The sequence below is a fragment of the Pseudomonas sp. ML2-2023-6 genome, from assembly GCF_037055265.1.
Taxonomy (GTDB): domain Bacteria; phylum Pseudomonadota; class Gammaproteobacteria; order Pseudomonadales; family Pseudomonadaceae; genus Aquipseudomonas; species Aquipseudomonas kulmbachensis.
This window is the reverse complement of the sequence record NZ_CP146347.1, coordinates 191,289-217,326: the sequence shown is the minus strand read 5'-3', so window position 1 is coordinate 217,326 and position 26,038 is coordinate 191,289. Positions and strand designations below refer to the sequence as shown.

Here is a 26,038-nt window from a genome sequence, read left to right as displayed (position 1 = left end):
GTTGGCGTTCTGTCTCACTCTTGTCTAGACTGGCCGGGTTCTTGTCGGGGTGCCTTGCTATGAGGCTGAGATCGAATAATTTCGGATCCCGTTGAACCTGATCAGGTTAGCGCCTGCGTAGGGAACAAGATTTCTCGTCTCCCGGCGAGTCCTCTTGAGTGCTGTCCGGGATCGATTGGTCAAAAAATGATCAGTCGTTCGAGGCCGTCACTCAGCATCCAGTCCTTGGGTGCATCCGTACATTTTTCAGGTTCTCCCTCCGACAATCCGCCTGGATGCAGTCTGGAGAGCCGTGATGAGTACAAAACCAAAAAACGCGATCAATCTCAGTGATTCGGCCAAGGTCGATGAGCAGTCGGTCAAGCCGTTTACCCGCTCGCAAAAAGTCTACGTACAGGGTTCGCGCCCGGACATTCTGGTGCCGATGCGTGAAGTCAGCCTGGATGTCACACCTACCGATTTTGGCGGCGAAGTGAACGCCCCGGTATTGATCTACGACACCTCCGGCCCGTATACCGACCCGTCCGTGCAGATTGACGTGCGCAAAGGCTTGGGTGACGTGCGTTCGGCGTGGATCGATGACCGGGCCGACACCGAACGCCTGTCGGGCCTGAGTTCGAACTTCGGGCAAATGCGCCTGGACGATGCAGAGCTGACCAAGCTGCGTTTTGCCCACGTGAAAAACCCGCGTCGGGCCAAGGCCGGGGCTAATGTCACCCAGATGCACTATGCGCGTCAGGGCATCATCACCGCCGAGATGGAATACGTCGCCATCCGCGAAAACATGAAGTTGCAAGAAGCCCGCGCCGCCGGTCTGCTGGATCAGCAGCACCCTGGCCACAGCTTCGGCGCCAGCATCCCGAAAGAAATCACTGCTGAATTCGTGCGCGAAGAAATCGCCCGCGGTCGCGCCATCATCCCGGCCAACATTAACCACGTTGAGCTGGAGCCGATGATTATCGGCCGTAACTTCCTGGTGAAGATCAACGGCAATATTGGTAACAGTGCGTTGGGCTCGTCGATCGAAGAAGAAGTGGCCAAGCTGACCTGGGGCATTCGCTGGGGTTCGGACACGGTGATGGACCTGTCCACCGGCAAGCACATCCACGAAACCCGCGAGTGGATCATCCGCAACTCGCCGGTGCCGATCGGCACCGTGCCGATTTATCAGGCGCTGGAGAAGGTCAACGGCGCCGCCGAAGACCTGACTTGGGAGTTGTTCCGCGACACTCTGATCGAACAGGCCGAGCAGGGCGTCGACTACTTCACCATCCACGCCGGTGTGTTGCTGCGCTATGTGCCGCTGACCGCCAAGCGCGTGACTGGCATCGTGTCCCGCGGTGGTTCGATCATGGCCAAGTGGTGCTTGGCGCACCACAAAGAGAACTTCCTTTACACCCATTTCGACGAAATCTGCGAAATCATGAAGGCCTACGACGTCAGCTTCTCGCTGGGCGATGGCTTGCGTCCGGGCTCGATTGCCGATGCCAACGACGCCGCGCAGTTTGGCGAGCTGGAAACCCTCGGCGAGCTGACCAAAATCGCCTGGAAGCATGATGTGCAATGCATGATCGAAGGCCCTGGCCACGTGCCGATGCAGTTGATCAAAGAGAACATGGACAAGCAGCTGGAGTGCTGTGACGAGGCGCCGTTCTACACCCTCGGCCCACTGACTACCGACATTGCTCCGGGTTACGACCACATCACCTCGGGTATCGGTGCGGCCATGATCGGCTGGTTCGGTTGCGCCATGCTTTGCTACGTAACGCCCAAGGAACACCTGGGGTTGCCGAACAAGGATGACGTGAAGACCGGGATCATCACCTACAAGATCGCGGCCCACGCTGCCGATTTGGCCAAGGGCCATCCGGGGGCGCAAATCCGTGATAACGCGTTGAGCAAGGCGCGGTTCGAGTTCCGCTGGGAAGACCAGTTCAACCTCGGCCTGGACCCGGACACCGCGCGCTCCTACCACGACGAAACCTTGCCCAAGGATTCGGCCAAGGTCGCGCATTTTTGCTCCATGTGCGGGCCGAAATTCTGCTCGATGAAAATCACCCAGGAAGTGCGCATCTACGCCGCTAACCAGCGCATCGATGCTATCGACGTGGACGTTGCCAAAGGCCTGGCTGAACAGGCTGAGCGCTTCAAGCAGGAAGGCAGTCAGCTGTACAAAAAAGTGTGATCTGAAACGCGCCAGCCCTGCTGGCGCAAATCTCTGTAGCCGCTGCTGCAGGCTGCTAACAAGCGAAGGTCGCTGCGCAACCTATCGCAGCCTGCGGCAGCGGCTACAGGGTTTGTCCTTCTTTTTGAGACTCATTCCTTGAACACACCCGGCACTTACTCCCCCGACCTTGCTGTCCCTCTGGACAGGCGCGTATTCGGCGGTCGTGATTTGTTTTCCCTGTGGTTTTCCCTTGGCATTGGCCTGATGGTGTTGCAGACCGGCGCGTTGCTTGCACCGGGGCTGGGGCTGACAGGTGCGTTGCTGGCGATTTTTCTCGGCACGCTGGTGGGCGTGTCGCTGCTGGCCTCGGTCGGCGTGATTGGTAGCGATACCGGCTTGTCATCGATGGCTGCGCTAAAGCTCAGCCTCGGCAGCCGCGGCGCCATGCTCCCGGCCATGCTCAATGTGTTGCAACTGATTGGCTGGGGCTCGTTCGAAATCATCGTGATGCGCGATGCGGCCAGCCTGCTCGGTGCCCGGGCCTTCAGCGAAGGCAGCCTGCTGAGCAACCCCTTGTTGTGGACGCTGTTCTTCGGCGCTCTGGCTACCTTGCTGGCAGTCAGCGGGCCATTGACCTTTGTGCGTAAGGTGTTGCGCAAATGGGGTATCTGGCTGCTGCTGGCGGCTTGTATCTGGCTGACCTGGAACCTGTTTTCCAAAGCCGACCTGCCTGCGCTGTTGGCACAAAAGGGCGATGGCTCGCTGCCATTTGCCGTGGGTTTTGATATCGCCATCGCCATGCCGCTGTCCTGGCTGCCGCTGATTGCGGATTACTCACGCTTCGGCAAACGCGCCAAAAGTGTATTCGGCGGCACGGCACTGGGCTTCTTTATCGGTAATTTCTGGTTGATGAGCCTGGGCGTGGCTTACACCCTGGCGTTTGCGCCGAGCGGTGAAGTCAATGCGCTGCTGTTGGCGCTGGCGGGTGCAGGGTTGGGTATTCCGTTACTGCTGATTTTGCTCGACGAGTCGGAGAACGCTTTTGCCGATATTCACTCGGCGGCGGTGTCTGGCGGGATATTGCTGCGTTTGAAAGTTGAGCATCTGGCCTTGGCTATCGGTGTGATCTGCACCCTGATCGCTTGCTTCGCGCCGCTGGCGCAGTACCAGAACTTCCTGTTGTTGATCGGCTCGGTGTTCGCGCCATTGTTCGGTGTGGTGCTGGTGGACCACTTTGTCCTGCGCAAGCGCAGCGCCCAGGTGATGCCAACTCTGTTTCGCTGGCCTACCTTGCTGGCCTGGTTGGGCGGGGTGGTGACTTATCACCTGCTGGCCAATTTATTGCCGGATATTGGCGCAACCTTGCCTGCGTTGTTGCTGGCCGGGGTGTTGCAGTGGGTGTTGGGGCGCGCTGCAAAAACGCCCTTAACCCTGAGCACGGAGCACTAAATCTGTAGCCGCTGCCGCAGGTTGCGATAAGGCCCCGAAGGGCCTTTGCTTTCGACCTCGAAGGCAGGGGCCGCTGCGCTGCCCGTCGCAGCCTGCGGCAGCGGCTACAGGTTGTGGTTAGCCTTGGGCCGGGAACCACTCAGGTTTAAAAATCCCTTTCAGGCGCGAGTAGGGGATCTTCAGCTCAACATGACCTTCGGAGTACGGCGCAATGCTGTACACGTCATATTTGAGCACGACGTTGTCCTTGAGCAGCGCTACGTGCGGGGTCTTCTCGAACGGCCAGTTTTTTACGAACTCCGGATCGCTGCCATAGTGGCTGCTGATCAACCAGTTGTTGTGGGCCACTTTGGCGGCGCCCCAAAAGGCTTGCTCCTGACCCGGCAGCAGCATGTCCTGCAAGGTCACGTCTCTTTGTTCTTTGCGTGAATAGTTGATAAAGCCACGCCCCGGCATGCCATGTGCGCCGCCGGTGTCCAGGTAGCTCGACAGCTCGACAATCACCAGACCGTCATGTTGTTCGCGTACCTTGGCTTGCAAATAGGTGCTGTTGCGGCTGTCGGCGGTACGCAGGAAATGCTCGCGGTAGGCGTTGAGCGATGGTGCCATTTTTTCGTCAGGGGAGCTGACGGTCATTCTCAACAGGCGGCTTTCAATCAGCGCGTCGAGCTTGGGCGCGTCGGCGAAGTGCAATGTGTCGATATTCACCAGTGGGCAGTCCTGGCCGCTGCAGCCGGCTTTGACTTGCTCCGAGGCATCATTGGTAAACCCCAGCGGTTTTTGTACCGAAGGTTGAAACATGCTTTGGCAAGCGCCCAGGGTCAGGGCGATGCAAGTCATGGAAGCAAACTTTAAAAGCGACATGGTCGTCCTTCATCGTCGAAAGAAAGGGGAAATAATGGTGGTTCGACTGCCAGCATGGGCATCGGTTCGCCACTAAGCTTACATAGAGCCAATTAGAGTTGTTTTGCAGGCAATCCGTCTATCCCCGCGTCATAAAAGAGGCTGCATCCGCAGGTGCAGGCGCGTTAGGATGCGCGATGCCGAGGGCCACCCCGGTGAAATTCGCCAGCAAGGGGTTTGCAATGACTGATATCACCAAGGCCACGCCGAGCGCCGTTGAGATCGTAAAACGCGAGAACGGTTATCAGGGTTTTTACAAACTTGATCGCGTGCACCTGCGCCATGAACTCTTCGCCGGAGGCATGAGCCGTGAGATCAGTCGCGAAGTGTTTGTGCGTCATGACGCGGTGTGCGTACTGCCTTATGACCCGCAGCGCGATGAAGTGGTACTGATTGAGCAATTTCGGGTTGGGGCCATGGGCAAGACCGAAACCCCGTGGCTGATCGAGCTGGTTGCCGGGTTGATCGACAAGGCCGAAGTGCCTGAAGAGGTCGCTCACCGTGAAGGCGAGGAGGAGGCCGGACTGACGTTCTCGTCACTGTGGCCGATCACCCGTTATTTCCCGTCACCGGGCGGCAGCACCGAGTTTGTGCATTTGTACCTGGGGCGATGCAGCACCGTGGGTGTGGGTGGCTTGCATGGCCTCGAAGAAGAAGCGGAAGATATCCGTGTAACGGTATGGGCGTACGAAGATGCGCTGCAAGCAGTACGTGATGGACGTATTTCCAATGCAGCGAGCATTATTGCCCTGCAATGGCTGGCGCTTAATCGCGCTGAAGTGAGGGGGCTATGGTCGTAAATGGGGTTCGCGATCGTTATCGAGTTGATCTGATCGGGCTGCAAGCAGCTTGCGAGGCCAACTACGCGCGGCTGATGCGTTTGTTGCCAGAGATGCGCGAGCAACCTGGCCCGCGTCGGATCGCTGTGACCCAGGGTGATCAAATGCTGGGTGTACTGACGCTTGAGGTGATTCTCGACTGCCCGTACACCACCACCCTGCGGGTGCGTCAGGAACACAGCTTGCCCTGGTTGCCGGTGCCCGAGTTGCAGGTGCAGGTGTATCACGATGCGCGTATGGCCGAAGTAGTCGCTGCCGAGCATGCCCGGCGCTTTCGCAGCATCTATCCTTATCCCAACATAGCCATGCACCAGCCTGACGAAAAAGCCCAGCTCAATGTGTTTTTGGGTGAGTGGCTGAGTCATTGCCTGGCGTGTGGGCATGAATACGCTGAAGTGCGCTGAGCCAGCGCTTTTGCTCGTTGCAGCCTTCGGCAGCGGCTACAAAAGTTTGAGCGGTGGCTGCATAATCGAGCCATTCATTGACCCCTCCCGGGAGAGCCACCTTGCCCAATGTATCCACGCTGACCACCGAAGATCCGGTGCTGCTGGTGCAGCTGTCTGACAGCCATTTGTTTGCTGATCCAGACGGTTCGCTGCTGGGGCTCAAGACGGCGCAGAGCCTGCAACAGGTCATCGATCTGATCCGCGCCGAGCAACCGCATATCGACGGCGTACTGGCCACTGGCGATTTGACCCAGGACGGTAGCGTCGAGGCTTATCAGCACTTTCGCAAACTGACGGCGCAACTGGCACCGTTTGCCCGTTGGATCCCCGGTAATCACGATCAAATACCGCAAATGCGCGAAGCCGCCGTACAAAGTCGTCTGTTGGAGGCGGTGGTTGATATCGGCAATTGGCGCATTACGTTGCTCAACTCGGCGGTGCCCCATTCCACTCCCGGTTATCTGGAAGACGACCAACTGCAACTGCTGGCGCAATCCTTGAGTGAAGCGCCCGAACGTCATCATCTGGTGTGCTTGCATCACCATCCAGTGTCGGTGGGGTGTGAGTGGCTGGAGCCGATTGGCCTGCGCAACGCCAAGGAGTTCTGGGCGGTGCTGGATCGTTATCCACAGGCCCGGGCGGTGCTCTGGGGGCATGTGCATCAGCCGTTCGATCAGCAGCGCAACGATGTCCGGCTGCTGGCATCGCCGTCGACCTGTATCCAGTTCGCAGTTGGCAGCCAGGACTTCAAGGTCAGCAACGAGGCACCGGGCTACCGCTGGTTGCGCCTGCAACCTGATGGCACGTTGCAAACCGGCGTGTCGCGCCTGGCCGGTTTCACTTTCGAGCCGGATTACAGCGCCAATAATTACTGAAATATCTTGAAGCGAGTCATTGCCCTTGAGTCAGGCTAAACTGCGCGTCTTTCTTGATGCTGTGTTCAGCTTAATGTGTCTTCGGGGGTCATCACATGTCGGGTTCAATCTTGTATATCCACGGGTTCAACAGTGCCCCCGAGTCCAAGAAGGCCACGCAGTTGACGACAGTGATGCAGCGCATCGGGCAAGGCGAGCAGTTGCGGGTGCCAGCCTTGCACCACCATCCGCGTGAGGCCATGGCCCAATTGCAGGCCGCGATCAGCGAGCTGGGCAGGCCATTGCTGGTCGGTAGCTCGCTCGGCGGCTACTATGCGACCTGGTTGGCCGAGCAACATGGCCTCAAAGCCTTGCTGGTCAACCCGGCCGTCAGCCCGCATCGGATGTTCGACGGTTATCTGGGCACGCAAACCAACCACTACAGCGGCCAAACCTGGGAACTGACCCACGATCATGTGCAGGCGTTGGCCGAGCTCGAAGTGGCAGCACCCCAAGACCCGCAGCGGTATCAGGTGTGGTTGCAAACAGGCGATGAAACCCTGGACTACCGCTACGCTGAAAAGTACTACGCGGCCTGTACATTGCGTATTCAGGCGGGTGGCGATCACAGTTACCAAGGTTTCGCCCAGCAACTGCCAGAGCTGTTGAGCTTTGCAGGGATAGGCGCCGAACAGTTTCAAACCATCGACTTTGCGGCCCTTTAAGGCGCCCGTCGAATGGCCCTTATTTTTCACTTACGACTAACGACGAGACCCTATGGCCACTCCCAGCGCTAGCTCTTATAACGCCGACGCCATCGAAGTCCTCTCGGGCCTCGACCCGGTGCGCAAACGCCCTGGCATGTACACCGACACCAGTCGGCCCAACCACCTGGCTCAGGAAGTCATCGACAACAGCGTCGACGAAGCCCTGGCCGGTCACGCCAAGTCGGTGCAAGTCATTCTGCACGCCGATCACTCACTGGAAGTCAGCGATGACGGGCGCGGCATGCCGGTGGACATCCACCCGGAAGAGGGTGTGTCAGGTGTCGAGCTGATTCTCACCAAGCTCCACGCGGGTGGCAAGTTCTCCAACAAAAACTACCAGTTCTCCGGCGGCCTGCACGGCGTGGGGATCTCGGTGGTCAACGCGCTGTCGACGCTGGTGCGGGTCAAGGTCAAGCGCGACGGCAACGAATACCAGATGACCTTCGCCGATGGCTATAAAGCCACCGATCTGGAAGTCATCGGTACGGTCGGCAAGCGCAACACCGGCACCAGCGTGTACTTCGCGCCGGACCCCAAATACTTCGATTCGCCCAAGTTCTCGGTCAGCCGTCTCAAGCACGTCCTCAAGGCCAAGGCCGTACTGTGCCCGGGGCTGCTGGTCAGCTTTGAAGACAAAGGCACCGGCGAAAAGGTCGAGTGGCATTACGAAGACGGCCTGCGCTCGTATCTGGTCGACGCGGTCAGCGAATTCGAACGCCTGCCGGATGAGCCGTTCTGCGGCAGCCTGGCCGGTAATAAAGAAGCCATCGACTGGGCCTTGCTGTGGCTGCCTGAAGGGGGCGACAGCGTTCAGGAAAGCTACGTCAACCTGATCCCTACAGCTCAGGGCGGTACTCACGTCAACGGTTTGCGCCAGGGTTTGCTCGACGCAATGCGCGAGTTCTGCGAGTTCCGCAGCTTACTGCCGCGTGGCGTGAAGCTGGCGCCCGAAGACGTGTGGGAACGCATTGCGTTCGTGCTGTCGATGAAGATGCAGGAACCGCAGTTCTCCGGCCAGACCAAAGAGCGACTGTCCTCCCGTGAAGCGGCAGCATTTGTATCGGGCGTGATCAAGGACTCCTTCAGCCTGTGGCTCAACGCCAATCCCGAGATGGGCATGCAGCTGGCCGAACTGGCGATCAACAACGCCGGACGTCGGCTCAAGGCCAGTAAAAAGGTCGAGCGCAAGCGCATCACCCAAGGCCCAGCCTTGCCGGGCAAACTGGCCGACTGTGCCGGGCAGGACCCGATGCGTTCCGAACTGTTCCTGGTAGAGGGTGACTCCGCTGGCGGCTCAGCCAAGCAAGCACGGGACAAGGAATTCCAGGCGATCCTGCCGTTGCGCGGCAAGATCCTCAATACCTGGGAAGTCGACGGCAGTGAAGTGCTGGCCAGTCAGGAAGTGCACAACATCGCCGTAGCCATCGGTGTCGATCCGGGCGCAGCCGATATCAGCCAGTTGCGCTACGGAAAAATCTGCATCCTGGCCGACGCCGACTCCGACGGTCTGCACATTGCGACCTTGCTCTGCGCGTTGTTCGTGCAGCACTTCCGTCCGCTGGTGGACGCCGGTCACGTGTACGTGGCGATGCCACCGCTGTACCGCATCGACTTGGGCAAAGAGATTTTCTACGCCCTGGACGAAGCAGAACGTGACGGCATTCTTGACCGGCTGGTGGCCGAGAAAAAACGTGGCAAGCCACAGGTCACGCGATTCAAAGGTCTGGGTGAGATGAACCCGCCACAGTTGCGCGAAACCACGATGGACCCAAATACCCGTCGTCTGGTGCAACTGACGCTGGAAGATTACGCTGCTACCAGCGAAATGATGGATATGCTGCTGGCCAAGAAGCGCGCCGGTGATCGCAAGTCATGGCTCGAATCCAAAGGTAACCTGGCGCAGGTGCTGGCCTGATGCGCAGTGCCTTGCTGGGCTTGCTCTGGTTGGGTGCTGCGCCAGTCATGGCCAATACCTGGCCAGAGCTGGTGCTGCAGTCAGAGCACCCGGTTGCAGGCATGCGCGGTGGCAATCTGTCTGGCCTGGCGCTGTGTTCAGGTGAGTTGTGGACCGTCTCGGATCGCGATGATGATCAGATTTATCGCCTTGATCAGCGTACTACCGTGTGGCAAGCCGAGGCCCTGAGCATTGAAGTTCCGCCGCCGCCGGAAAGCGGCTTGCCGTGGGGTGTACGGATGATGGGTAAAGCCATCAGCCCGTTGCGCGGCGGTGCTCTGGATTTTGAAGGCATCACGTGCGACGACGCGGGCAACCGCTATGTGGTCAGTGAAGCCCATGCCGCTGTGTTGCAAGTTCCGCTGACGGGCGCGCCGGCCTGGCTCAAGATTGACCCGACGTTGGTGCGTCAGGCCCGTGCCAGTGGCATGTTGCTGCATTTTAATGCGTTGTTTGAAGGCATCGCCATCAACCCGCAGGGCAACCAGATCTGGCTGGCGGCGGAGCGTGAGCGCCGTGGCTTGCTGACCATCCGCAAAAAACAGAGTGTGTGGGATTGCGCAGGCGGTTGCGTACTCATGAGTGAAGGCGGTCTTGAACAGGCGCCGCCTCAGCTCAAGGCCAGGGCCCAGCAAAAGGATTTTGCCGATCTGGCGCTGTTCGAGGGCAAGCTGTTTACCCTTGAGCGCATGGCCTATCGCATTTGTCGGCGTACCCCGGATACGGGTGAAATCGAGCGCTGCTGGTCATTTGGCAATGATGCTTTGACCGAAGGGCGGCTTTATAACAGCGCCTATGGCAATGCCGAGGCCTTGAGCCTGGATGCCAAAGGCGCCTGGATCGGTGTCGACAACGGCAACCATGTCCGTGCCGATGGCGAGAAGCGCCCCATCGTCTGGCGCTTTGCTGCCCCGCAAGGTGGTTGGAGTGTCAAATCATGAGCCAGCAAGCACCGGGTAAAGGTGTCGGTCGCGTCTTCATGATCGTGGCTTGGTGTGCCGGGCTGTACCTGGCAGCGCAATTTTTCGGGCGCTGGGAACAGCGTCAGGCAAACCCCAATACCGAAGTCACCTCGCAACAAGGCGAGGGTTATATCGAGGTCAAACTGCTCGGCAACGCGCAGGGTCACTTCGTCGCCAGCGGCCGGATCAACAACGTGCCGGTGGAGTTTTTGCTGGATACCGGCGCCACCGATGTGGCAGTGCCGATGGATCTGGCCAGACAACTGGCGTTGCCCAAAGGTGTCCCCGTGACCCTGAACACCGCCAATGGCCGCACCCAGGGCTATCAGACCCGCATCGACCGGCTGCAACTGGGCGCCATTGTGTTGCGCGACGTGCGTGCAGTGGCGGCTCCGGGGCTGGAAGGCGAGCAAGTGCTGCTGGGCATGAGTGCGCTGAACAAACTTGAATTTACCCAGCGCGGCGGCACCATGCTGCTGCGCCAGACAACGAACTGAATGAGGTCCGCATGAGCGACTCCCTTGAACTCAGCCTGGACGGCGTAGAACGCCGGTCACTGGCCGACTTCACCGAACAGGCCTACCTCAACTACTCCATGTACGTAATCATGGACCGGGCCCTGCCGCATATCGGCGACGGCCTTAAGCCCGTACAGCGGCGTATTATTTACGCCATGAGCGAATTGGGGCTGGACGCTGACTCCAAGCACAAGAAATCGGCGCGTACCGTCGGTGACGTCCTCGGCAAGTTCCACCCCCACGGCGACTCGGCGTGCTACGAAGCCATGGTGTTGATGGCGCAGCCGTTCAGCTATCGCTACACCCTGGTCGACGGTCAGGGCAACTGGGGTGCGCCGGACGATCCCAAGTCGTTCGCGGCCATGCGATACACCGAAGCGCGCTTATCGCGTTACTCCGAAGTGCTGCTCAGCGAGCTGGGCCAGGGCACTGCGGACTGGGTGCCAAACTTTGACGGCACCCTCGACGAACCTGCGGTATTACCCGCACGTTTGCCGAACATCCTGCTCAATGGCACCACCGGTATCGCCGTGGGCATGGCCACCGACGTGCCGCCGCACAACCTGCGTGAAGTGGCAGCGGCTTGCGTGCGCTTGCTCGACGAGCCCAAGGCCACCGTTGAGCAGCTGTGCGAGCACATTCAGGGCCCGGACTACCCGACCGAAGCTGAAATCATCACCCCCCGTGCTGACCTGCTGAAGATCTACCAGACCGGCCGTGGTTCGGTGCGCATGCGTGCCGTTTATCACATTGAAGACGGCGACATCGTGGTCACCGCGCTGCCGCATCAGGTATCCGGTGCCAAGGTGCTGGAGCAGATCGCGGCCCTGATGCAGGCCAAGCCGACCAAGCTGGCAATGGTCACTGACCTGCGCGACGAATCTGACCACGAAAACCCGTGCCGTATCGTGATCATTCCGCGTAACAACAAGGTCGATCTCGACGAACTGATGCAGCACTTGTTCGCCGTAACCGAGCTTGAGTCCACGTTCCGGGTCAACATCAACATCATCGGTCTGGACGGTAAGCCGCAGCTGAAAAACCTGCGCGCTTTGCTGGTGGAATGGCTGGAGTTCCGGGTTAATGTGGTGCGCCGCCGACTGCAGTTTCGCCTCGATAAAGTCGAGCGTCGCCTGCACCTGTTGGACGGTTTGCTTACCGCGTACCTGAACCTCGATGAAGTGATTCACATCATCCGTACCGAGGAACACCCCAAGGCCGAGTTGATTGCGCGCTTTGCCCTGAGCGAAATCCAGGCTGACTACATTCTCGACACGCGCTTGCGCCAGTTGGCCCGCCTTGAAGAGATGAAGCTGCGCACCGAGCAAGATGCGCTGCGTAAAGAGCAGGCCAAGCTGCAAACCCTGTTGGGCAGCGAAACCAAGCTTAAAAAATTGGTCCGCACCGAATTGCTGGCCGATGCCGAAACTTATGGCGACGACCGTCGCTCGCCAATTGTGTCTCGTACTGAAGCCAAAGCCCTGTCGGAAAACGAACTGGTGCCGACTGAATCGGTCACGGTTGTTCTGTCTGAAAAAGGCTGGGTGCGTTGCGGTAAAGGTCACGACCTGGATGCGACAGGTTTGTCCTATAAAGCGGGGGATGGTTACAAAACCGCCGCGGCCGGACGTTCCAATCAATTTGCGGTGTTTATCGACTCCACAGGGCGCAGCTACTCGGTGGCGGCGCACACCTTACCGTCGGCCCGTGGCCAGGGTGAGCCGCTGACCGGCCGCTTGACTCCACCGCCCGGCGCAAGCTTTGAATGTGTGCTGTTGCCGGAAGACGATGCGCTGTACGTTATCGCCTCTGATGCTGGTTACGGTTTTGTGGTCAAGGGTGAAGACCTGCAAGCCAAAAACAAGGCTGGCAAGGCATTGCTCAGCCTGCCCAAAGGCGCGCAAGTCATGCAGCCAAAGCCCGTCAACGACCGCGAGCACAACTGGCTGGCAGCCGTGACTACCGAGGGCCGCCTGCTGATTTTCAAAGTCAGCGACCTGCCGCAACTGGGCAAGGGCAAGGGCAACAAGATCATCGGTATTCCCGGCGATCGCGTGGCCAACCGTGAAGAATATGTGACTGACCTTGCCGTGCTCCCGGACAACGCCACACTGGTGTTGCAGGCAGGCAAGCGCACCTTGTCGCTCAAGGCGGATGATCTTGAGCACTACAAAGGTGAGCGTGGCCGGCGGGGTAACAAACTGCCGCGAGGCTTCCAGCGTGTGGATGCCTTGTTGGTAGAAATACCCAATTAAGCCTGTTTAGGTGCCCGATCTGCGTTTTTTACGCGCAGATCGGCGCGACAGCGCTGGAGTCAGGTCCAATATTCGCGGATGATATGCCGCGTTTGCGACACGGCTCATGGCAATGTGCCTTGCGAACCTTTCGAGAATCACACTGCGGCCTGCCATATGGCGGCCACCTGGATGGAATGATGAACGTTCTACGCCTTCCCTTAATTGCGTTGCTGACCGGTGTGTTGGGTCTGGCGGGGTGCAGCACGCACCAGCCCGCGGCCTTGTACCAACTGGACAGCGGCACCCCCGGCCAGCCTGCGCAAAGCGCCGGCATGGCCGTGGTACTTGGCCCGATCAGCGTGGCCGACTACCTGCAACGTGAAACCCTGCTGCAACGTCAACCCGATGGCAGCCTGAGCGCCGCAACCGACGGTCGATGGGCTGGCAGCCTGTCGTCAGATATCGATCAACTGCTGGTGCGCCAGCTGGCGTGGCGTCTGGACAGCCAGCGTGTTGTTCTGGCGCCTGCCACTGCGGGCTTCAGCCCGGATGTACAGGTACTGCTGTCGATCACTCGCCTGGACTCGGGCAAGAACCTGCCCGCAGTGCTGGATGCGCAATGGCGTTTGATTGACCGTCGCGGGCAGGTGCGTGACAACCGTATTGTTCACCTGGAGCAGCCGCATGCGGGCAGCACGGCTGATCAGGTCAAGGCGCAAGGCAAGTTGCTGCAGCAGTTGAGCGAGCAATTGGCAGTGGCGCTTAAACCACTGGCCAACCAGCCACCGCTGGTTGAACCGCGCAAACCAGCGGCCCGTGCCGAGCCGAAGCAAGAAGCGGAAAAGCCGAAAATCCCTATGGCTTCACCGATTCGTACGGACATGGAAGTGTTCCGCTTCTAGGTTAAATGCCAGAAACAAAAAATCCCGCACATGTGCGGGATTTTTTATGGAAGGTCAAAAGCCCTCTTCTATACCCGGCTCTCGTGCATCCGCGCCAGTTGGCGTTCCAGCATGGACGGGTAGGGCTCCATCAGGCGCTCAACACAGCAGGCGCCTTCAGGGCTGGCAATCGGACGAATGCGGGCACGCTGACGAATCAGCGAGTCGTCGCTGATCTTGCGCTCAACCAGCAGCAGGTTGCGGCTGTGTTGCGACAGGGCAAGGGCGTCCTGCGCGGTTTCAGTCAGCAGCAGGTCAATCTGGCTGATGCCGCTCAAGCCTTCGCCCAGTACCAGGCCGAGTTGCAATTGCAGGGTGATGCCGCTGTCCGCGACTTCGATCTGCAAGGCGTGACCCAGGGCTCGCAGCAGTTCGCCGCAGCAAATGGCGTTGGTCAGGTAGTCTTCGCCGCTGTCTTCGCTGTGGAACAACATCAGCGTGCTGCCATCGTTCAGTGTGTGCAGCTCGCTTTGATACAGCGAAGCCGCCTGATTCAGGCAGTCGCGATAGCGCTCCAGCAGCTCCATCAACCGGGCGCGGGGTAGGCGACGCAGTTGTTCTTGTGCGCCCAGTTGCACTGCGAGCACGGCACTTGGCTGTGGCGCTGTGGACGCGGCCGGTTTGGGCTTGGCCAGCACAACCGGCGCCGCTTTGGTGGTGCCAGTGTCGCGCAGATCGGCGAACGGATCTTCGTCGTCGTTCTCGTCTTCTTCGGTGTTGATCAACTGCCGGGGTGCTGCTTTAGGGGCAGGGGCAGGTGGGGTCTCATCGAAAGTAGGGTCGCTCAGGTTGCGTACTTCGAAAGTAGGCTCGTTGTCTTCGGCTTCTTCGTAGTCGCTGTCGTCGTAGTCTTCTTCCGGTTCTGGCTCGGGTTCCGGCTCGGGTGCCGGAGGGGCCAGGCGGGAGTGAAGCTGGCGGGCCAGATCACCGATTTCATCCTGGCGCTGAATGGCCGGGGTGTACGGGTCGGGTTCGCGCAGCCATACCCGCAGTTGCAACAGCGGTGTGGTGATATGGCGACCCAAACGCAAGCTCAAGGCCAATGCCAGGGCCAGTAATATGGCGCTCAAGATGCCCATGCTCTGCAGGCTGATGGTCATCGGCTGCTCAAACTGGTTCATATCCAGACTGATACGCAGATGCCCAGCGGTCACATCCTGAAAGGTGATCTTGGTTTGATACACGCCCTCGGTTTCGCCCAACAGGCCGTTCTTGGGACGTTGCCCGGCTTCGGCGAGGATGCGGTTATCGACACTATAGATAGCCGCGTGGGCCACCAGTGGATTTTTGGTCAGGTTGTTGAGCAGCACGTTGAGGCTGAGGATGTCGTTGGACACCAGCAGCTCGGTCGCCGAGGTAGCGGTTTGCGTGGTCAGGCTCTGACCCAGGGCATCGGCCTGTTCGTGCATGGCCTGCTTGAATTGCAGTCCCATCACTACGGCGTAGATGACCAGCGCCAAGGCGACCAGAATCACGTTATGGGTGGCAATGCGCAGAGCAAGCGGAACGCGACGATCGCGCAGGGCCCGGAAGATCAGCAGGAAGAAGTTATCTGTTTTGACAGGCAATGGCCGGTTCACTGAGCGCGGCTCTTAGTCCGTTAAGTTGGTGCGCAGTATAGCGAGCAGCCCGGAGACGGCAAAGCCTTGGCGGTGCCCGATGGTCACTGAAAGTGGGTAGAATGCGTTTTTTTTAGCGAATGGGGGTGTGCCTTGCGCGAAATCGTCCTGATAAACATCACCGGTGAAGATCGTCCGGGTCTCACTGCGGCCATTACCGGTGTACTGGCCAGCAATGGTGTGAATATTCTCGACATCGGTCAGGCCGCCATCCATGGCGTTTTGTCGTTGGGTTTTCTGGTGGAAATTCCGCAAGCAGAGCTGGTTTCGGCGGTGCTCAAAGACTTGCAGCCATTGATTGCCCAGGAAGGCCTGCAACTGCGCTTTGACCCTATCAGCGAAGAGCATTACCAGCGCTGGGTCAACGAGCAAAGTCAGACCCGTCATGTGGTAACGCTGATGAGTCGTCAAGTGACGGCCTGTGAGTTGCAGCGTGTGACCTCGATCATCAGCCAGCATGGGCTGAACATCGAGCAGACGGATCGCCTGTCAGGCCGTGTGCCGCTGGATGCGCCGACTGCGTTGAGCAAAAGCTGCATCGAGCTGCGTGTTTGCGGCGAGCCTGTAGATGTGGATGCGCTGCGTGCCGACTTCTTCAACCTGGCGCAGGAACTGAGCGTGGACATCGCGCTTCAGGAAGACACCCTGTTCCGTCGCAATCGCCGTCTGGCGGTGTTCGACATGGACTCCACGCTGATCGAAGCCGAAGTGATCGACGAGTTGGCCAAGGCTGCGGGTGTCGGTGAACAGGTGGCTGCAATCACCGAGCGTGCGATGGCCGGTGAGCTGGACTTCAAGGCCAGTTTCAAGGAGCGCATGGCGCTGCTCAAAGGTCTGGATGTGGGCGTGCTGGATGCCATCGGTGCCTCGCTGCGCCTGACCGAAGGCGCCGAAGTACTGTTTGCTGAGCTCAAACGACTGGGCTACAAGACTGCCATCCTGTCGGGCGGCTTTACCTACTTCGCCAAGCAGGTCCAGGCGAAGCTGGGCATCGACTATGTGTTTGCCAACGAGCTGGAAGTGGTGGATGGCAAGGTGACCGGTGTCGCGGTCGAGCCGATTGTTGACGCACAACGCAAGGCGGACTTGCTGCGTGAACTGGCGCAAAAGGAAGGCTTGAGTCTGGAGCAGACCATTGCGGTCGGGGATGGTGCCAACGACTTGCCGATGCTGGCGATTGCCGGGCTGGGTGTGGCATTCCGTGCCAAGCCGCTGGTTAAAAAGTCGGCCAAGCATGCCATTTCGACCCTGGGTCTGGATGGCGTGTTGTATCTGCTGGGCCAGCGTGATCGTAAGGGCCTGTAAATAAACTGTGGGAGCGGGCTCGCTCGCGATGGCATCACCTCGGTGATTCAGATGTACCGAGTTGACAGCATCGCGAGCAAGCCCGCTCCCACAGGGTAAGGTTTATGTTTTATTCGGCGTGAGCCGGCGCACCAATGCTCTGCCCCATCATCACCGGCGAGCCCGCCGTCAGGCCTTCAGCCCATTTCACCTGGTCCGCGCCGAACAGCACGATGGCGGTAGAACCCAGTTTAAAGCGACCCAGCTCGGCACCTTTCTCCAGATGGATCGGCGCACGGGCAGCTTCGTCGTAGCGGAAGGTTTTCAGCTCGCGTTTAGGCGGCGTTACCAGACCGGCAAACACGGTTTCAATCGATGCCACGATCATGGCGCCAACCAATACCACGGCCATCGGGCCACGCTCTGTATCAAAAATGCACACGGCACGCTCGTTGCGGGCAAACAGCTCCGGCACGTTTTCGGCCGTGGTCTGATTAACCGAGAACAGGCGGCCCGGTACGTAGATCATTTCGCGCAGGGTGCCCGCCAGTGGCATGTGGACGCGGTGGTAGTCCTTGGGCGACAGGTAAATGGTGGCAAAGTCGCCGCCAGTGAACTGTGCCGCCACAGCAGGATCGCCACCCACCAGCTCCAGCACGCTGTAGCTGTGACCTTTGGCCTGAAACACGCGACCGTGCTCAATCGGGCCCAACTGGCTGACTGCGCCATCGGCAGGGCTCAACACCGCGCCGGGGGTTTGATCCAGCGGGCGGGCACCGTCTTTCAAGGCGCGGGTGAAGAAGGCGTTGAAGTGCTCGTAGGCGGTAACGTCCTCAACCAGTGCCTGGGACATATCCACTTGATAACGCTTGGCGAACCAGGTGGTGAACGCATTCTTGAACCAGCGCACGCGGCATTCGGCAATGCAGCCGGCCAGACGTGAGAGCAGGTGATGCGGCAACAGGTACTGACTGAGGAGGAACAAACGCTTTTTCATTCAAGGTCCTTAATTTTTTACAGGCAGCTCGACAGGCGTATCGGGATGGTTGCCCCATTCGCCCCAAGAGCCGGCGTAGCCTTTGACGCGCGGATAACCGAGCGATTTGGCGACGAGATAAGTAAAGCCAGAACGGTGGTGAGTCTGGCAGTGGGTAATCACTTCTTTGTCTGGCGTGATGCCCAGATCCTTGAGGATCTGCGCCATGTCAGTGCGGATTCGCAAGCTGCGGGCTTTATCCATGCCAGCGGTCCATTCAAAATTCTTCGCTCCGGGGATATGCCCGCCCTTGGCCGCCAGCACTTTTTCGCCCGTGTATTCGGCTGCGGTGCGCGCATCCCAGATTGCCAGGTCGGCAGCGCCCAAGCGGCTTTGCAGGTACTCGCGGGTCGCGGTAGGCTCGTCGTGCAAGGTCAGTGACACTGTGCCATTGGCGGCTGGCGGTACGTCCTGGCTGACTGCGTAACCGTCGCCAATCCAGGCGTGTATGCCGCCATCCAGATAGTGATAAGCCTTGTGCCCGATCACATCCAGCAGCCAGATAAACCGCCCGGCCCAACCACCGCCTTCGTCGTCATACACCACGTAGACCGCATTCGGGTTATGCCCCAGTTCACCGAACAGCGTCTCGAGCGCAGCCTGGGACGGCAGCAAGCCGGGTGCCGGTGGCAGTCCCAGTTGTGTGCGCTTGGGATCGACGAAACGAGCCCCCGGAATATGCCCGGCTTCGTAGCGCGCGACGCTGGTCAGGTCGACCAGAATCAGTTCGGGGGCGTCGAGCCGGGCGAGCAGGTCGCTGGGCTCAATCACTAACGGCAAGCCAGAGAAGCCAGGCATGTGAAGCCTCCAGAGCAAAAAAGGGGGGATTGTAGCGCTAGCGCCCGCGAGTACTAAAGCTATTCAGGGCTTTCTCGATACATTGGGCGGTTTTGCCAAATGCCTGCACGCTGGTTTCAGAAAGTGGCCCGCCGCCCTGATCCGCGAGGATCAGCATGACTACGCGACCGTTGCTGCTCAGCGAGCGTAGCAGCAGATGCTCGCCAGGGAACAGGCTGCGCAGGCTATAGGGCAAAACAGCGGATATCACGGCGTTGTTCTCGGGCGTCAGGCGTACTTGCGCCGGTTGCGTCATCAAGCGTTGCAGCGCCGTGCTCTCACTGATGTTCAGATTCAGGTCGAGGGCGGTCTTTGCCAGTCCTGCCATCTGGTTGACGCTCAGAGTCGTCGAGGTTTTATCGGGGGTCAGCAACATCATCCGGCGCATGCCGCACGCGAGCAAGGCTTCACGGGCGCAGGTGGTCAGGTGCATCGGGTTAGTAAACGCGCTCGGTTGCTCCAACAGTTCCCCACAATGCTTGCGCCACGCGGTCAGTGCCTCGGCCGATGGCGGTGGTGCAGCCAGCGCGGCGGGGCCGGTACGGCGTGCATCCCACGGCCAGAGCAACGCCTGGGCCGGGTGCCAGAGGTCTGGCAGCGAGTGGTAGCGTGCGCTGCTCACGGCCTGTTGGTGCGCCTGCTGTTGCACTTCATCCAGCGGCATTTGCAGGTACAGGCTGGTGATAAACTGCCAGCGCAAATTATGCGGTGTGTCCCAGGCCTGCTGGGCCGACAGCGCCAGGCAGTTGGCCAGTAACACGCTGTTGGCGGGATGGTTGAGCCAGCGCCGCAGTGCCGGCTCTGCGTCCAGCTGCTGTTGCTGGCGCAGCGGATGATGAGTGTCGCGTGCAATGTGCAACACCTTGACCAGCGTGCGACGCTCGTTGGTGATTACCGTATGACTATGCGTCACCCAGGCCGGCAGTCGCCACAGCTCGGCCAGCGTGCGGCAGATCTCAAACAGCGGTACACCAAACAGGGCCAGCTCGACTTTTTTGGCGCACTCGCCTTGCTCGATTACCCGTCGTTCCCAGGCTTCAAGCAGTAGCGGGTGGGCAAGCGCCAGGGCCCACAGCGGCGACAGAAACAGCAAGCTGCTCCAATAAATTTCTTGCCAGAGCCGCGCCAGACGATTGCCGAACAGGCCAATGGCTTGTTGTGCCGCATGCTGGCTGATGAGCTGGATTTGCCGATAGGCCAGCGGGATTTCTTCGATTGCCAGGGCGGGTACGTTTTCGAGCAATGCTTGCGTACGTTTCAGGCCCAGGCGATTGATGGCCACTTCAAGGCTTTCGGCCGGCTCGCTCAGGCTGCTCTGGGCTTGCTGATTAGCCTCGCGAATCAGCCTAAGCGCGAGTGCCGGGCTGTCCTGCATGACCTCGGCAATCTCGCGCAATGAGCGTCGATTGTCGTTGATTGCCTTGTATGCCCGCAGATGGCTGTTCTGCGGAATCGGCAGATCAACAGCGTCCAGGCGTGCGACCCAGGCATCGAGGGTGGTGGGTGTAGATGTCGGTGCGCAGGTTTCGTTGGCCATGGTGGGAACGCGGTCATCATCGATTGTGGACACGCCCGTAATGGGTTGAATGGCTTTTCGGCTTTACCGCCTATAGTCTGGCGCAGATTCGCCGATAAGGAGAAGAAGAGTTTTAGCTTCGCTGGAATATGACCTCGACCCCGACTTACTAAGTACCTTTATATCTATGGCTAAAATTATCGGCATCATTGTTGTGTTCGCGAGTGTGCTCGGCGGATACGTGCTTTCCCACGGCAAGATCGGGGCGCTGATCCAGCCGTTCGAGGTTTTGATCATCGGTGGGGCGGCCTTTGGCGCGTTCCTGCAAGCCAACCCCGGTTACATGACCATGCATGTGATCAAAAAATCACTCGGCATGTTTGGCTCGCGGTTCTCCCACGCTTTTTACCTGGAAGTACTGGGGCTGGTTTACGAGATTCTGAACAAGAGTCGCCGCGAAGGCATGATGGCCATCGAGAGCGATATTGAAGACGCGGCTGCAAGTCCGATCTTCTCCAAATACCCCACGGTACTTAAAGATGAGCGCATGACCGCGTTTATCTGTGATTACCTGCGCATCATGTCGTCGGGCAACATGGCACCCCACGAGCTGGAGGGGCTGTTCGACATGGAACTGTTCAACCTCAAGGAAGAACTGGAGCATCCTTCCCATGCCGTTACCGGGATCGCGGACGGCATGCCCGGCTTCGGTATTGTGGCGGCGGTATTGGGTATTGTCGTGACCATGGCTTCGCTGGGTGAAGGTGATCAGGCGGCAATCGGCATGCACGTTGGTGCGGCCTTGGTGGGGACGTTCTTCGGTATTTTGGCTGCGTACGGTTTCTTCGGGCCTTTGGCGACGTCCTTGGCTCACGACGCCAAGGAAGAGCTCAACGTGTACGAGTCGATCAAGGCTTCGCTGGTAGCTTCGGCCTCGGGCATGCCGCCGTCACTGGCAGTCGAATTTGGTCGTAAAGTGCTGTATCCCAAGCATCGACCAAGTTTTTCCGAGCTCGAACAAGTGGTTCGCGGTCGCTGATTTATGGAAAACAACCAACCCATCATCATCAAGCGCGTCAAACGCTACGCTTCAGGCCATCACGGTGGTGCCTGGAAAATTGCCTTCGCTGACTTTGCCACGGCAATGATGGCGTTCTTCCTGGTGATGTGGCTGATGACGGCCGCCACTCCAGAGCAAAAAATCGCCATTGGCGGGTATTTCAAAGACCCGATCGGTTTCAGTGAGAGCGGCACGCCGTACATCATTGATTTGGGCGGCACGCCCGCGTTGGCGCCGGAGAACACCCTCAATCCTGAAGAAAAACTGCAGCCGCAGCCCGACAAGATCAAGGTCGATGCGGAGCAGGTTGAGAGCATGGCCGAACAAGTCGAGAAAGAGCGCCTTGAACTGCTGCTTCAGGAGTTGCAGAACAAGGTCGAAGAAAACCCGCAACTGCGCAAATTCAAGGATCAGCTGCTGTTCGAGATCACCCCTGACGGTCTGCGAATTCAAATCACCGACGCGGCAAACCGGCCGATGTTTGATGTTGGCAGTGCGCGGCTCAAGCCGTACTTCGAAGATATCTTGCTGGCCATGGCTGACACCATCAAGGCTGTGCCCAACAAAGTCAGCATCAGCGGCCACACCGATGCCATGCCCTATGCGGGAGGTGGTGATTTTGGCAACTGGGAGTTGTCGGCCAACCGCGCCAATGCGGCCCGGCGTGCCCTGGTGGCGGGCAGCTACCCGGAAACGCAGATTGCCCGGGTAGTGGGTTATGCCTCGTCAGTGTTGTTCGACAAGGCCGACCCCTATAACCCGATCAACCGCCGAATCGATATCGTGGTACTGACCAAAAAGGCCCAGCAAGCGATTGAGGGTGAGCAAGGGGCCGAGTCGGTGAAGCCACAGGATCTGCCCAAAGAGCCGGTCGATCCGATCAAGCTTCCTGCCGATAAACAGCCGATGCCGATGCATGAAGAGCGCCAGAAGCTCAACTTGTTTGACGACAAGGCACCGTAACTTTGTAGCCGCTGCCGCAGGCTGCGATAAGGTCCGAAGGACCTTCGCTCTGAAAAGCGCGACCCCTTCGGGCTCGATCGCAGTCTGCGGCAGCGGCTACATTTATGCGGCTTAGTAACTCGACTCAGGCAAGCTGGCAATGATCGAGCGATAGCTGTTCATGCGTTGCTGCTGCACGCGGCCATCTTCAAGAGCCATCAGCAAAGCACAGCCCGGCTCGCGGTCGTGTTTGCAGTCGCGGAAGCGGCAAGTGCCGATCAAGTCGTTGAACTCGATAAAGCCCGCCTCAACATCGGCGCGGCTTACGTGGCCCAAACCGAACTCGCGAATACCCGGGGAGTCGATCAACTCGCCACCGCCCGGGAAGTGGAACAACCGCGCCGTGGTGGTGGTGTGCGTACCTTGGCCGGAGACTTCCGACAACGGCCCAACCCGCAGGTTGACCTCTGGTAGCAGGCTGTTGACCAGGGACGACTTGCCCACGCCCGACTGGCCCACAAACACGCTGATATGGCCATCCAGTTGCGCTTGCAACTGCTGCATGCCGTCGCCGTGATGGGCTGACACTTCCAGCACCGGATAACCCAGCTGGCGATAAACCCCCAGCAAGGCATTGAGCGCCGGTGAGTTTTGGTCGTCGATCAGGTCAGCCTTGTTGAGCAGCAACAGCGGGCGAATCCCGGCGTGCTCGGCGGCCACCAGATAGCGGTCGATCAGGTTGGCGTGCGGCTCGGGCATGGGCGCGAACACAATCACGATCATATCGACGTTGGCGGCGACCGGCTTGAGTTGGCCACGGCTGTCAGGACGGCACAGCTCGGTTTTACGCGGCAACTGGGCGACGATAACGCCGATGCCCTGATTGCCTGCGCGCCATACAACCGTGTCACCGGTGACCAGTGCGGGCAGGTTTGCACGCAGATGGCAACGGAACATCTGGCCTTTGAGCTCGCCTTCCTGGGCTTCGACTTCGACCTGCACACCAAAGTGCGCGATCACCAGACCGAGTTGCTCGGGGCCTAAATCACCGCCTTCAAGCGCTTCGACGGCACTGGATTCGCGTTTGGCGGCGCGGGCAGCGCGCTCGCCCTGGATCTTTTCGATGCGCCAATTCTGACGACGATTGAGCTGGCGTTTGGCCATGGGTGTTCCGTGTTGATAAAACGATAAGGAAGGTAAAACGCTGGCGAGTTTAGCACGAGGGCCGCATGCCTAAGCTAAACTGCGCGACTAAGCACTGGAGGCCATTATGCAAAACGCGCAGAACCTGATCTGGATCGACCTGGAAATGACCGGTCTGGACCCTGACAACGACGTCATTATTGAAATGGCCACCATCGTCACCGACAGCAACCTCAACACCTTGGCTGAAGGCCCTGTGATTGCCATCCACCACAGTGATGAAGTGTTGGCCCGCATGGACGAGTGGAACACCCGCACCCACGGCGGCAGCGGCCTGACCCAACGGGTCAAGGACAGCACCACGACCATGGCTGAAGCCGAAGCGCAGACCATCGCGTTTCTGGAACAATGGGTACCAAAAGGCAAATCGCCGATCTGCGGCAACAGTATCTGCCAGGATCGCCGCTTCCTGTACACCCACATGAAAGCCCTCGAAAGCTACTTCCACTATCGCAACCTGGACGTCTCGACGCTTAAAGAGCTGGTAGCTCGCTGGGCCCCGGAAGTGCGCGACAGCCTGGTGAAAAAGGGCACGCATCTGGCGCTGGATGACATCCGCGAATCGATTGCCGAGTTGCAGCACTACCGCAAGCACTTCATCAAGTTCTAATCAGCGCTCTGTAGCCGCTGCCGCAGGCTGCGATGGGGCGCGTAGCGGCCCTGCTGTTGAAGGTCCTTCGGCCCTTATCGCAGCCTTCGGCAGCGGCTGCAGAAGCAGAGTCCCGGCTGCCCCCTTTTGGTGCCCGCACCAACTGAGTAGACTGCGCGCCTTATTGCAAGGATCGCCGCCATGTTGTTGATGCTCTATTTAGTTGCCATTACTGCTGAAGCCATGACTGGCGCGCTGTCTGCCGGGCGTCGGGGCATGGACTGGTTCGGGGTGGTGCTGATTGCCTGCGTCACCGCGTTAGGCGGCGGCTCGGTGCGCGACGTGCTGCTGGGGCATTACCCGCTGACCTGGGTGAAACACCCGGAATACCTGGTGTTGACCACTTTCGCCGCACTGGTGACGATCTTTATCGCGCCATTGATGCGCCATTTGCGCTCGCTGTTTTTGGTCCTCGATGCGTTGGGACTGGTGGCGTTTACCTTGATTGGCTGCATGACCGCCCTGGAAATGGGCCAGGGCATGCTGGTGGCTTCGGTGAGCGGGGTGATTACCGGGGTTTTTGGTGGCATCTTGCGTGACATCTTCTGCAACGACATTCCGTTGATCTTCCGCCGCGAGCTGTATGCCAGCGTGTCGTTTGCAGCGGCCTGGTGTTTCTTGCTGTGTACTTATATGGAAATGCCCAATGAACAGGCGATTTTCGTCACGCTGTTCGGTGGGTTATTGCTGCGCTTGCTGGCGATTCGCTTTAACTGGGAAATGCCCAAGTTTGTTTATAACGATGAGCATTAAGCTGCAGGCACGAACCTGGGGGAGTGGCGGTGTGTCAGGCACGTTGGGCGTGCTGTTCAAGCGCCCACTCCACATGCTCTTGTACCAGCTCTGACGGGTAGTCACGCCGAGCCTTCAGCGCTTCCAGTACCGGGATCGTTGAAGGCGCATTGCCCAACCCTACCGCCAAATTACGCAACCAGCGCTCATACCCCGCCCGACGTAGCGGTGAACCCTCGGTGCGGCTCAAAAACGTGTCTTCATCCCACATAAACAGTTCGGCCAACCCTGCGTTGTCCAGGTTATGCCGGGGCTTGAAGTCACCTTCAGTCGTGGTACGGGCAAAACGGTTCCACGGGCACACGATCTGGCAGTCATCACAGCCAAACACCCGATTGCCGATCATTGAGCGTAGTTCTTCGGGGATCGCGGTTTTCAGCTCGATGGTCAGGTACGAAATGCATTTGCGTGCATCCAGCACATAGGGCCCGACAAAGGCATTGGTGGGGCAAATGTCCAGGCAAGCGGTGCAGCGCCCGCAGTGTTCGGTCTCGTGGGGTGGGTCGACCGGCAGCGGCAAGTCGACAAATAACTCGCTCAAGAAGAAGTAACTGCCCGCCTTGCGGTTGAGCACCAGGGTGTTTTTGCCGATCCAGCCCAAACCAGCTTGTTGGGCGATGGCTTTTTCCAGCACCGGGGCGCTGTCGACAAAGGCGCGGAAGCCAAACGGGCCAATATCCGCCTGAATGCGGTCGGCCAATTGCTGTACGCGCTTGCGGATCAGCTTGTGGTAGTCGCGGCCCAAGGCGTAGCGCGACACGTAGGCCTTTTCGGGTTGGGCCAGTAATTGCGCCATATGGGTGTCGCCGGGCAGGTAGTCCATGCGCAGGGAAACCACGCGCAATGTGCCGGGTACCAGCTCGTCAGGGTGTGAGCGCTTGCTGCCGTGGGCGGCCATGTAGTCCATGTCGCCGTGATAGCCCGCATCGAGCCAGCGTTGCAGATGGTGTTCGTGTTCTCCCAGGTCGAGGCCAGCAATGGCGACTTGTTGAAAGCCCAACTCACGACCCCATTCCTTGATGGACTGAGCGAGAGCGGGGAGATCGGCAGTAATAGCAGGCAT

At 59.2% G+C, this 26,038-nt stretch carries 23 protein-coding genes and 1 riboswitch; of the genes, 16 read left to right on the top strand and 7 right to left on the bottom strand.

All coding sequences use genetic code 11. The features are described from left to right. Positions 1-35: 35 nt before the first annotated feature. Positions 36-141, top strand: a riboswitch (TPP riboswitch). A 154-nt stretch (positions 142-295) separates the two neighbouring features. Both thiC and cytX read left to right on the top strand, forming a co-directional pair. Then, on the top strand, positions 296-2,185 hold the full coding sequence (gene thiC, locus V6L79_RS00930) for a phosphomethylpyrimidine synthase ThiC (protein ID WP_321834889.1): 1,890 nt from the start codon (positions 296-298) through the stop codon (positions 2,183-2,185). Between the two features lie 138 nt (positions 2,186-2,323). Next, on the top strand, positions 2,324-3,616 hold the full coding sequence (cytX, locus tag V6L79_RS00925; RefSeq protein ID WP_338579686.1) for a putative hydroxymethylpyrimidine transporter CytX: 1,293 nt from the start codon (positions 2,324-2,326) through the stop codon (positions 3,614-3,616). 117 nt (positions 3,617-3,733) lie between these two features. On the opposite strand, the gene V6L79_RS00920 is transcribed toward cytX, so the two are convergent. After that, complete coding sequence (locus V6L79_RS00920) at positions 3,734-4,480, bottom strand: RsiV family protein (protein ID WP_261739994.1); 747 nt, start codon at positions 4,478-4,480, stop codon at positions 3,734-3,736. Between the two features lie 221 nt (positions 4,481-4,701). On the opposite strand from V6L79_RS00920, the gene V6L79_RS00915 reads away from it, so the two are divergent. The 9 genes from V6L79_RS00915 (at position 4,702) to V6L79_RS00875 (ending at position 13,998) form a co-directional block, all read left to right on the top strand. Further along, positions 4,702-5,319 carry an NUDIX domain-containing protein gene (locus V6L79_RS00915; protein ID WP_261739993.1) on the top strand — a complete coding sequence of 206 codons (618 nt, stop codon included), beginning with the start codon at positions 4,702-4,704 and terminating at the stop codon, positions 5,317-5,319. Beyond that, a complete protein-coding gene (locus V6L79_RS00910; protein WP_261739992.1) occupies positions 5,310-5,762 on the top strand; it encodes a DUF1249 domain-containing protein in 453 nt (150 codons plus the stop codon). The genes V6L79_RS00915 and V6L79_RS00910 overlap by 10 nt, the downstream gene beginning before the upstream one ends. Before the next feature lie 101 nt (positions 5,763-5,863). Then, positions 5,864-6,679, top strand: a complete 816-nt coding sequence (gene cpdA / locus V6L79_RS00905; protein ID WP_261739991.1) for a 3',5'-cyclic-AMP phosphodiesterase — start codon at positions 5,864-5,866, stop codon at positions 6,677-6,679. A 95-nt stretch (positions 6,680-6,774) separates the two neighbouring features. Then, the gene (locus V6L79_RS00900) at positions 6,775-7,383 is read left to right on the top strand and encodes a YqiA/YcfP family alpha/beta fold hydrolase (RefSeq protein ID WP_261739990.1); all 609 of its coding nucleotides are present in this window, start codon (positions 6,775-6,777) and stop codon (positions 7,381-7,383) included. Positions 7,384-7,435: 52 nt separating this feature from the next. Then, complete coding sequence (gene parE / locus V6L79_RS00895; RefSeq protein ID WP_261739989.1) at positions 7,436-9,340, top strand: DNA topoisomerase IV subunit B; 1,905 nt, start codon at positions 7,436-7,438, stop codon at positions 9,338-9,340. Beyond that, positions 9,340-10,320, top strand: a complete 981-nt coding sequence (locus V6L79_RS00890; protein ID WP_261739988.1) for an esterase-like activity of phytase family protein — start codon at positions 9,340-9,342, stop codon at positions 10,318-10,320. Before parE ends, V6L79_RS00890 begins: the two co-directional genes overlap by 1 nt. Then, positions 10,317-10,838 (top strand): TIGR02281 family clan AA aspartic protease, encoded by a 522-nt coding sequence (locus tag V6L79_RS00885; RefSeq protein ID WP_261739987.1) that lies wholly within the window; start codon positions 10,317-10,319, stop codon positions 10,836-10,838. Before V6L79_RS00890 ends, V6L79_RS00885 begins: the two co-directional genes overlap by 4 nt. A gap of 11 nt (positions 10,839-10,849) precedes the next feature. Next, the gene (parC, locus tag V6L79_RS00880) at positions 10,850-13,114 is read left to right on the top strand and encodes a DNA topoisomerase IV subunit A (RefSeq protein ID WP_261739986.1); all 2,265 of its coding nucleotides are present in this window, start codon (positions 10,850-10,852) and stop codon (positions 13,112-13,114) included. A gap of 179 nt (positions 13,115-13,293) precedes the next feature. Then, complete coding sequence (locus tag V6L79_RS00875) at positions 13,294-13,998, top strand: membrane integrity-associated transporter subunit PqiC (RefSeq protein WP_261739985.1); 705 nt, start codon at positions 13,294-13,296, stop codon at positions 13,996-13,998. Between the two features lie 68 nt (positions 13,999-14,066). Here V6L79_RS00875 and V6L79_RS00870 read toward each other — a convergent pair whose 3' ends face one another. After that, complete coding sequence (locus V6L79_RS00870) at positions 14,067-15,617, bottom strand: AhpA/YtjB family protein (RefSeq protein WP_338579685.1); 1,551 nt, start codon at positions 15,615-15,617, stop codon at positions 14,067-14,069. A gap of 132 nt (positions 15,618-15,749) precedes the next feature. Here V6L79_RS00870 and serB point away from each other — a divergent pair, with 132 nt between their 5' ends. Beyond that, on the top strand, positions 15,750-16,961 hold the full coding sequence (gene serB / locus V6L79_RS00865) for a phosphoserine phosphatase SerB (protein WP_261739983.1): 1,212 nt from the start codon (positions 15,750-15,752) through the stop codon (positions 16,959-16,961). Between the two features lie 109 nt (positions 16,962-17,070). On the opposite strand, the gene asd is transcribed toward serB, so the two are convergent. The 3 genes from asd to V6L79_RS00850 are packed head-to-tail and all read right to left on the bottom strand — an operon-like array spanning position 17,071 to position 20,350. Continuing rightward, a complete protein-coding gene (gene asd, locus V6L79_RS00860) occupies positions 17,071-17,937 on the bottom strand; it encodes an archaetidylserine decarboxylase (RefSeq protein ID WP_261739982.1) in 867 nt (288 codons plus the stop codon). A 9-nt stretch (positions 17,938-17,946) separates the two neighbouring features. After that, positions 17,947-18,774, bottom strand: coding sequence for a rhodanese-like domain-containing protein (locus tag V6L79_RS00855; protein ID WP_321837253.1), 828 nt, complete (start codon positions 18,772-18,774; stop codon positions 17,947-17,949). Between the two features lie 37 nt (positions 18,775-18,811). Beyond that, entirely contained in the window at positions 18,812-20,350 is a 1,539-nt protein-coding gene (locus V6L79_RS00850; RefSeq protein WP_261742511.1) for an HDOD domain-containing protein, read from the bottom strand. A gap of 166 nt (positions 20,351-20,516) precedes the next feature. Between V6L79_RS00850 and motA the strand changes: the two genes are divergently transcribed. Beyond that, positions 20,517-21,368 (top strand): flagellar motor stator protein MotA, encoded by an 852-nt coding sequence (gene motA, locus V6L79_RS00845; RefSeq protein ID WP_261739980.1) that lies wholly within the window; start codon positions 20,517-20,519, stop codon positions 21,366-21,368. 3 nt (positions 21,369-21,371) lie between these two features. Continuing rightward, positions 21,372-22,352 carry a flagellar motor protein MotB gene (motB, locus tag V6L79_RS00840; protein WP_261739979.1) on the top strand — a complete coding sequence of 327 codons (981 nt, stop codon included), beginning with the start codon at positions 21,372-21,374 and terminating at the stop codon, positions 22,350-22,352. A 111-nt stretch (positions 22,353-22,463) separates the two neighbouring features. On the opposite strand, the gene rsgA is transcribed toward motB, so the two are convergent. Next, the gene (rsgA, locus tag V6L79_RS00835) at positions 22,464-23,495 is read right to left on the bottom strand and encodes a small ribosomal subunit biogenesis GTPase RsgA (RefSeq protein ID WP_019826259.1); all 1,032 of its coding nucleotides are present in this window, start codon (positions 23,493-23,495) and stop codon (positions 22,464-22,466) included. 106 nt (positions 23,496-23,601) lie between these two features. Between rsgA and orn the strand changes: the two genes are divergently transcribed. Both orn and V6L79_RS00825 read left to right on the top strand, forming a co-directional pair. Beyond that, positions 23,602-24,144 carry an oligoribonuclease gene (gene orn / locus V6L79_RS00830; RefSeq protein ID WP_133076648.1) on the top strand — a complete coding sequence of 181 codons (543 nt, stop codon included), beginning with the start codon at positions 23,602-23,604 and terminating at the stop codon, positions 24,142-24,144. Positions 24,145-24,324: 180 nt separating this feature from the next. Further along, entirely contained in the window at positions 24,325-24,936 is a 612-nt protein-coding gene (locus tag V6L79_RS00825) for a trimeric intracellular cation channel family protein (protein ID WP_016783297.1), read from the top strand. 34 nt (positions 24,937-24,970) lie between these two features. Here the strand turns inward: V6L79_RS00825 and queG are convergent, their stop codons facing one another. Beyond that, complete coding sequence (queG, locus tag V6L79_RS00820; RefSeq protein WP_261739978.1) at positions 24,971-26,038, bottom strand: tRNA epoxyqueuosine(34) reductase QueG; 1,068 nt, start codon at positions 26,036-26,038, stop codon at positions 24,971-24,973.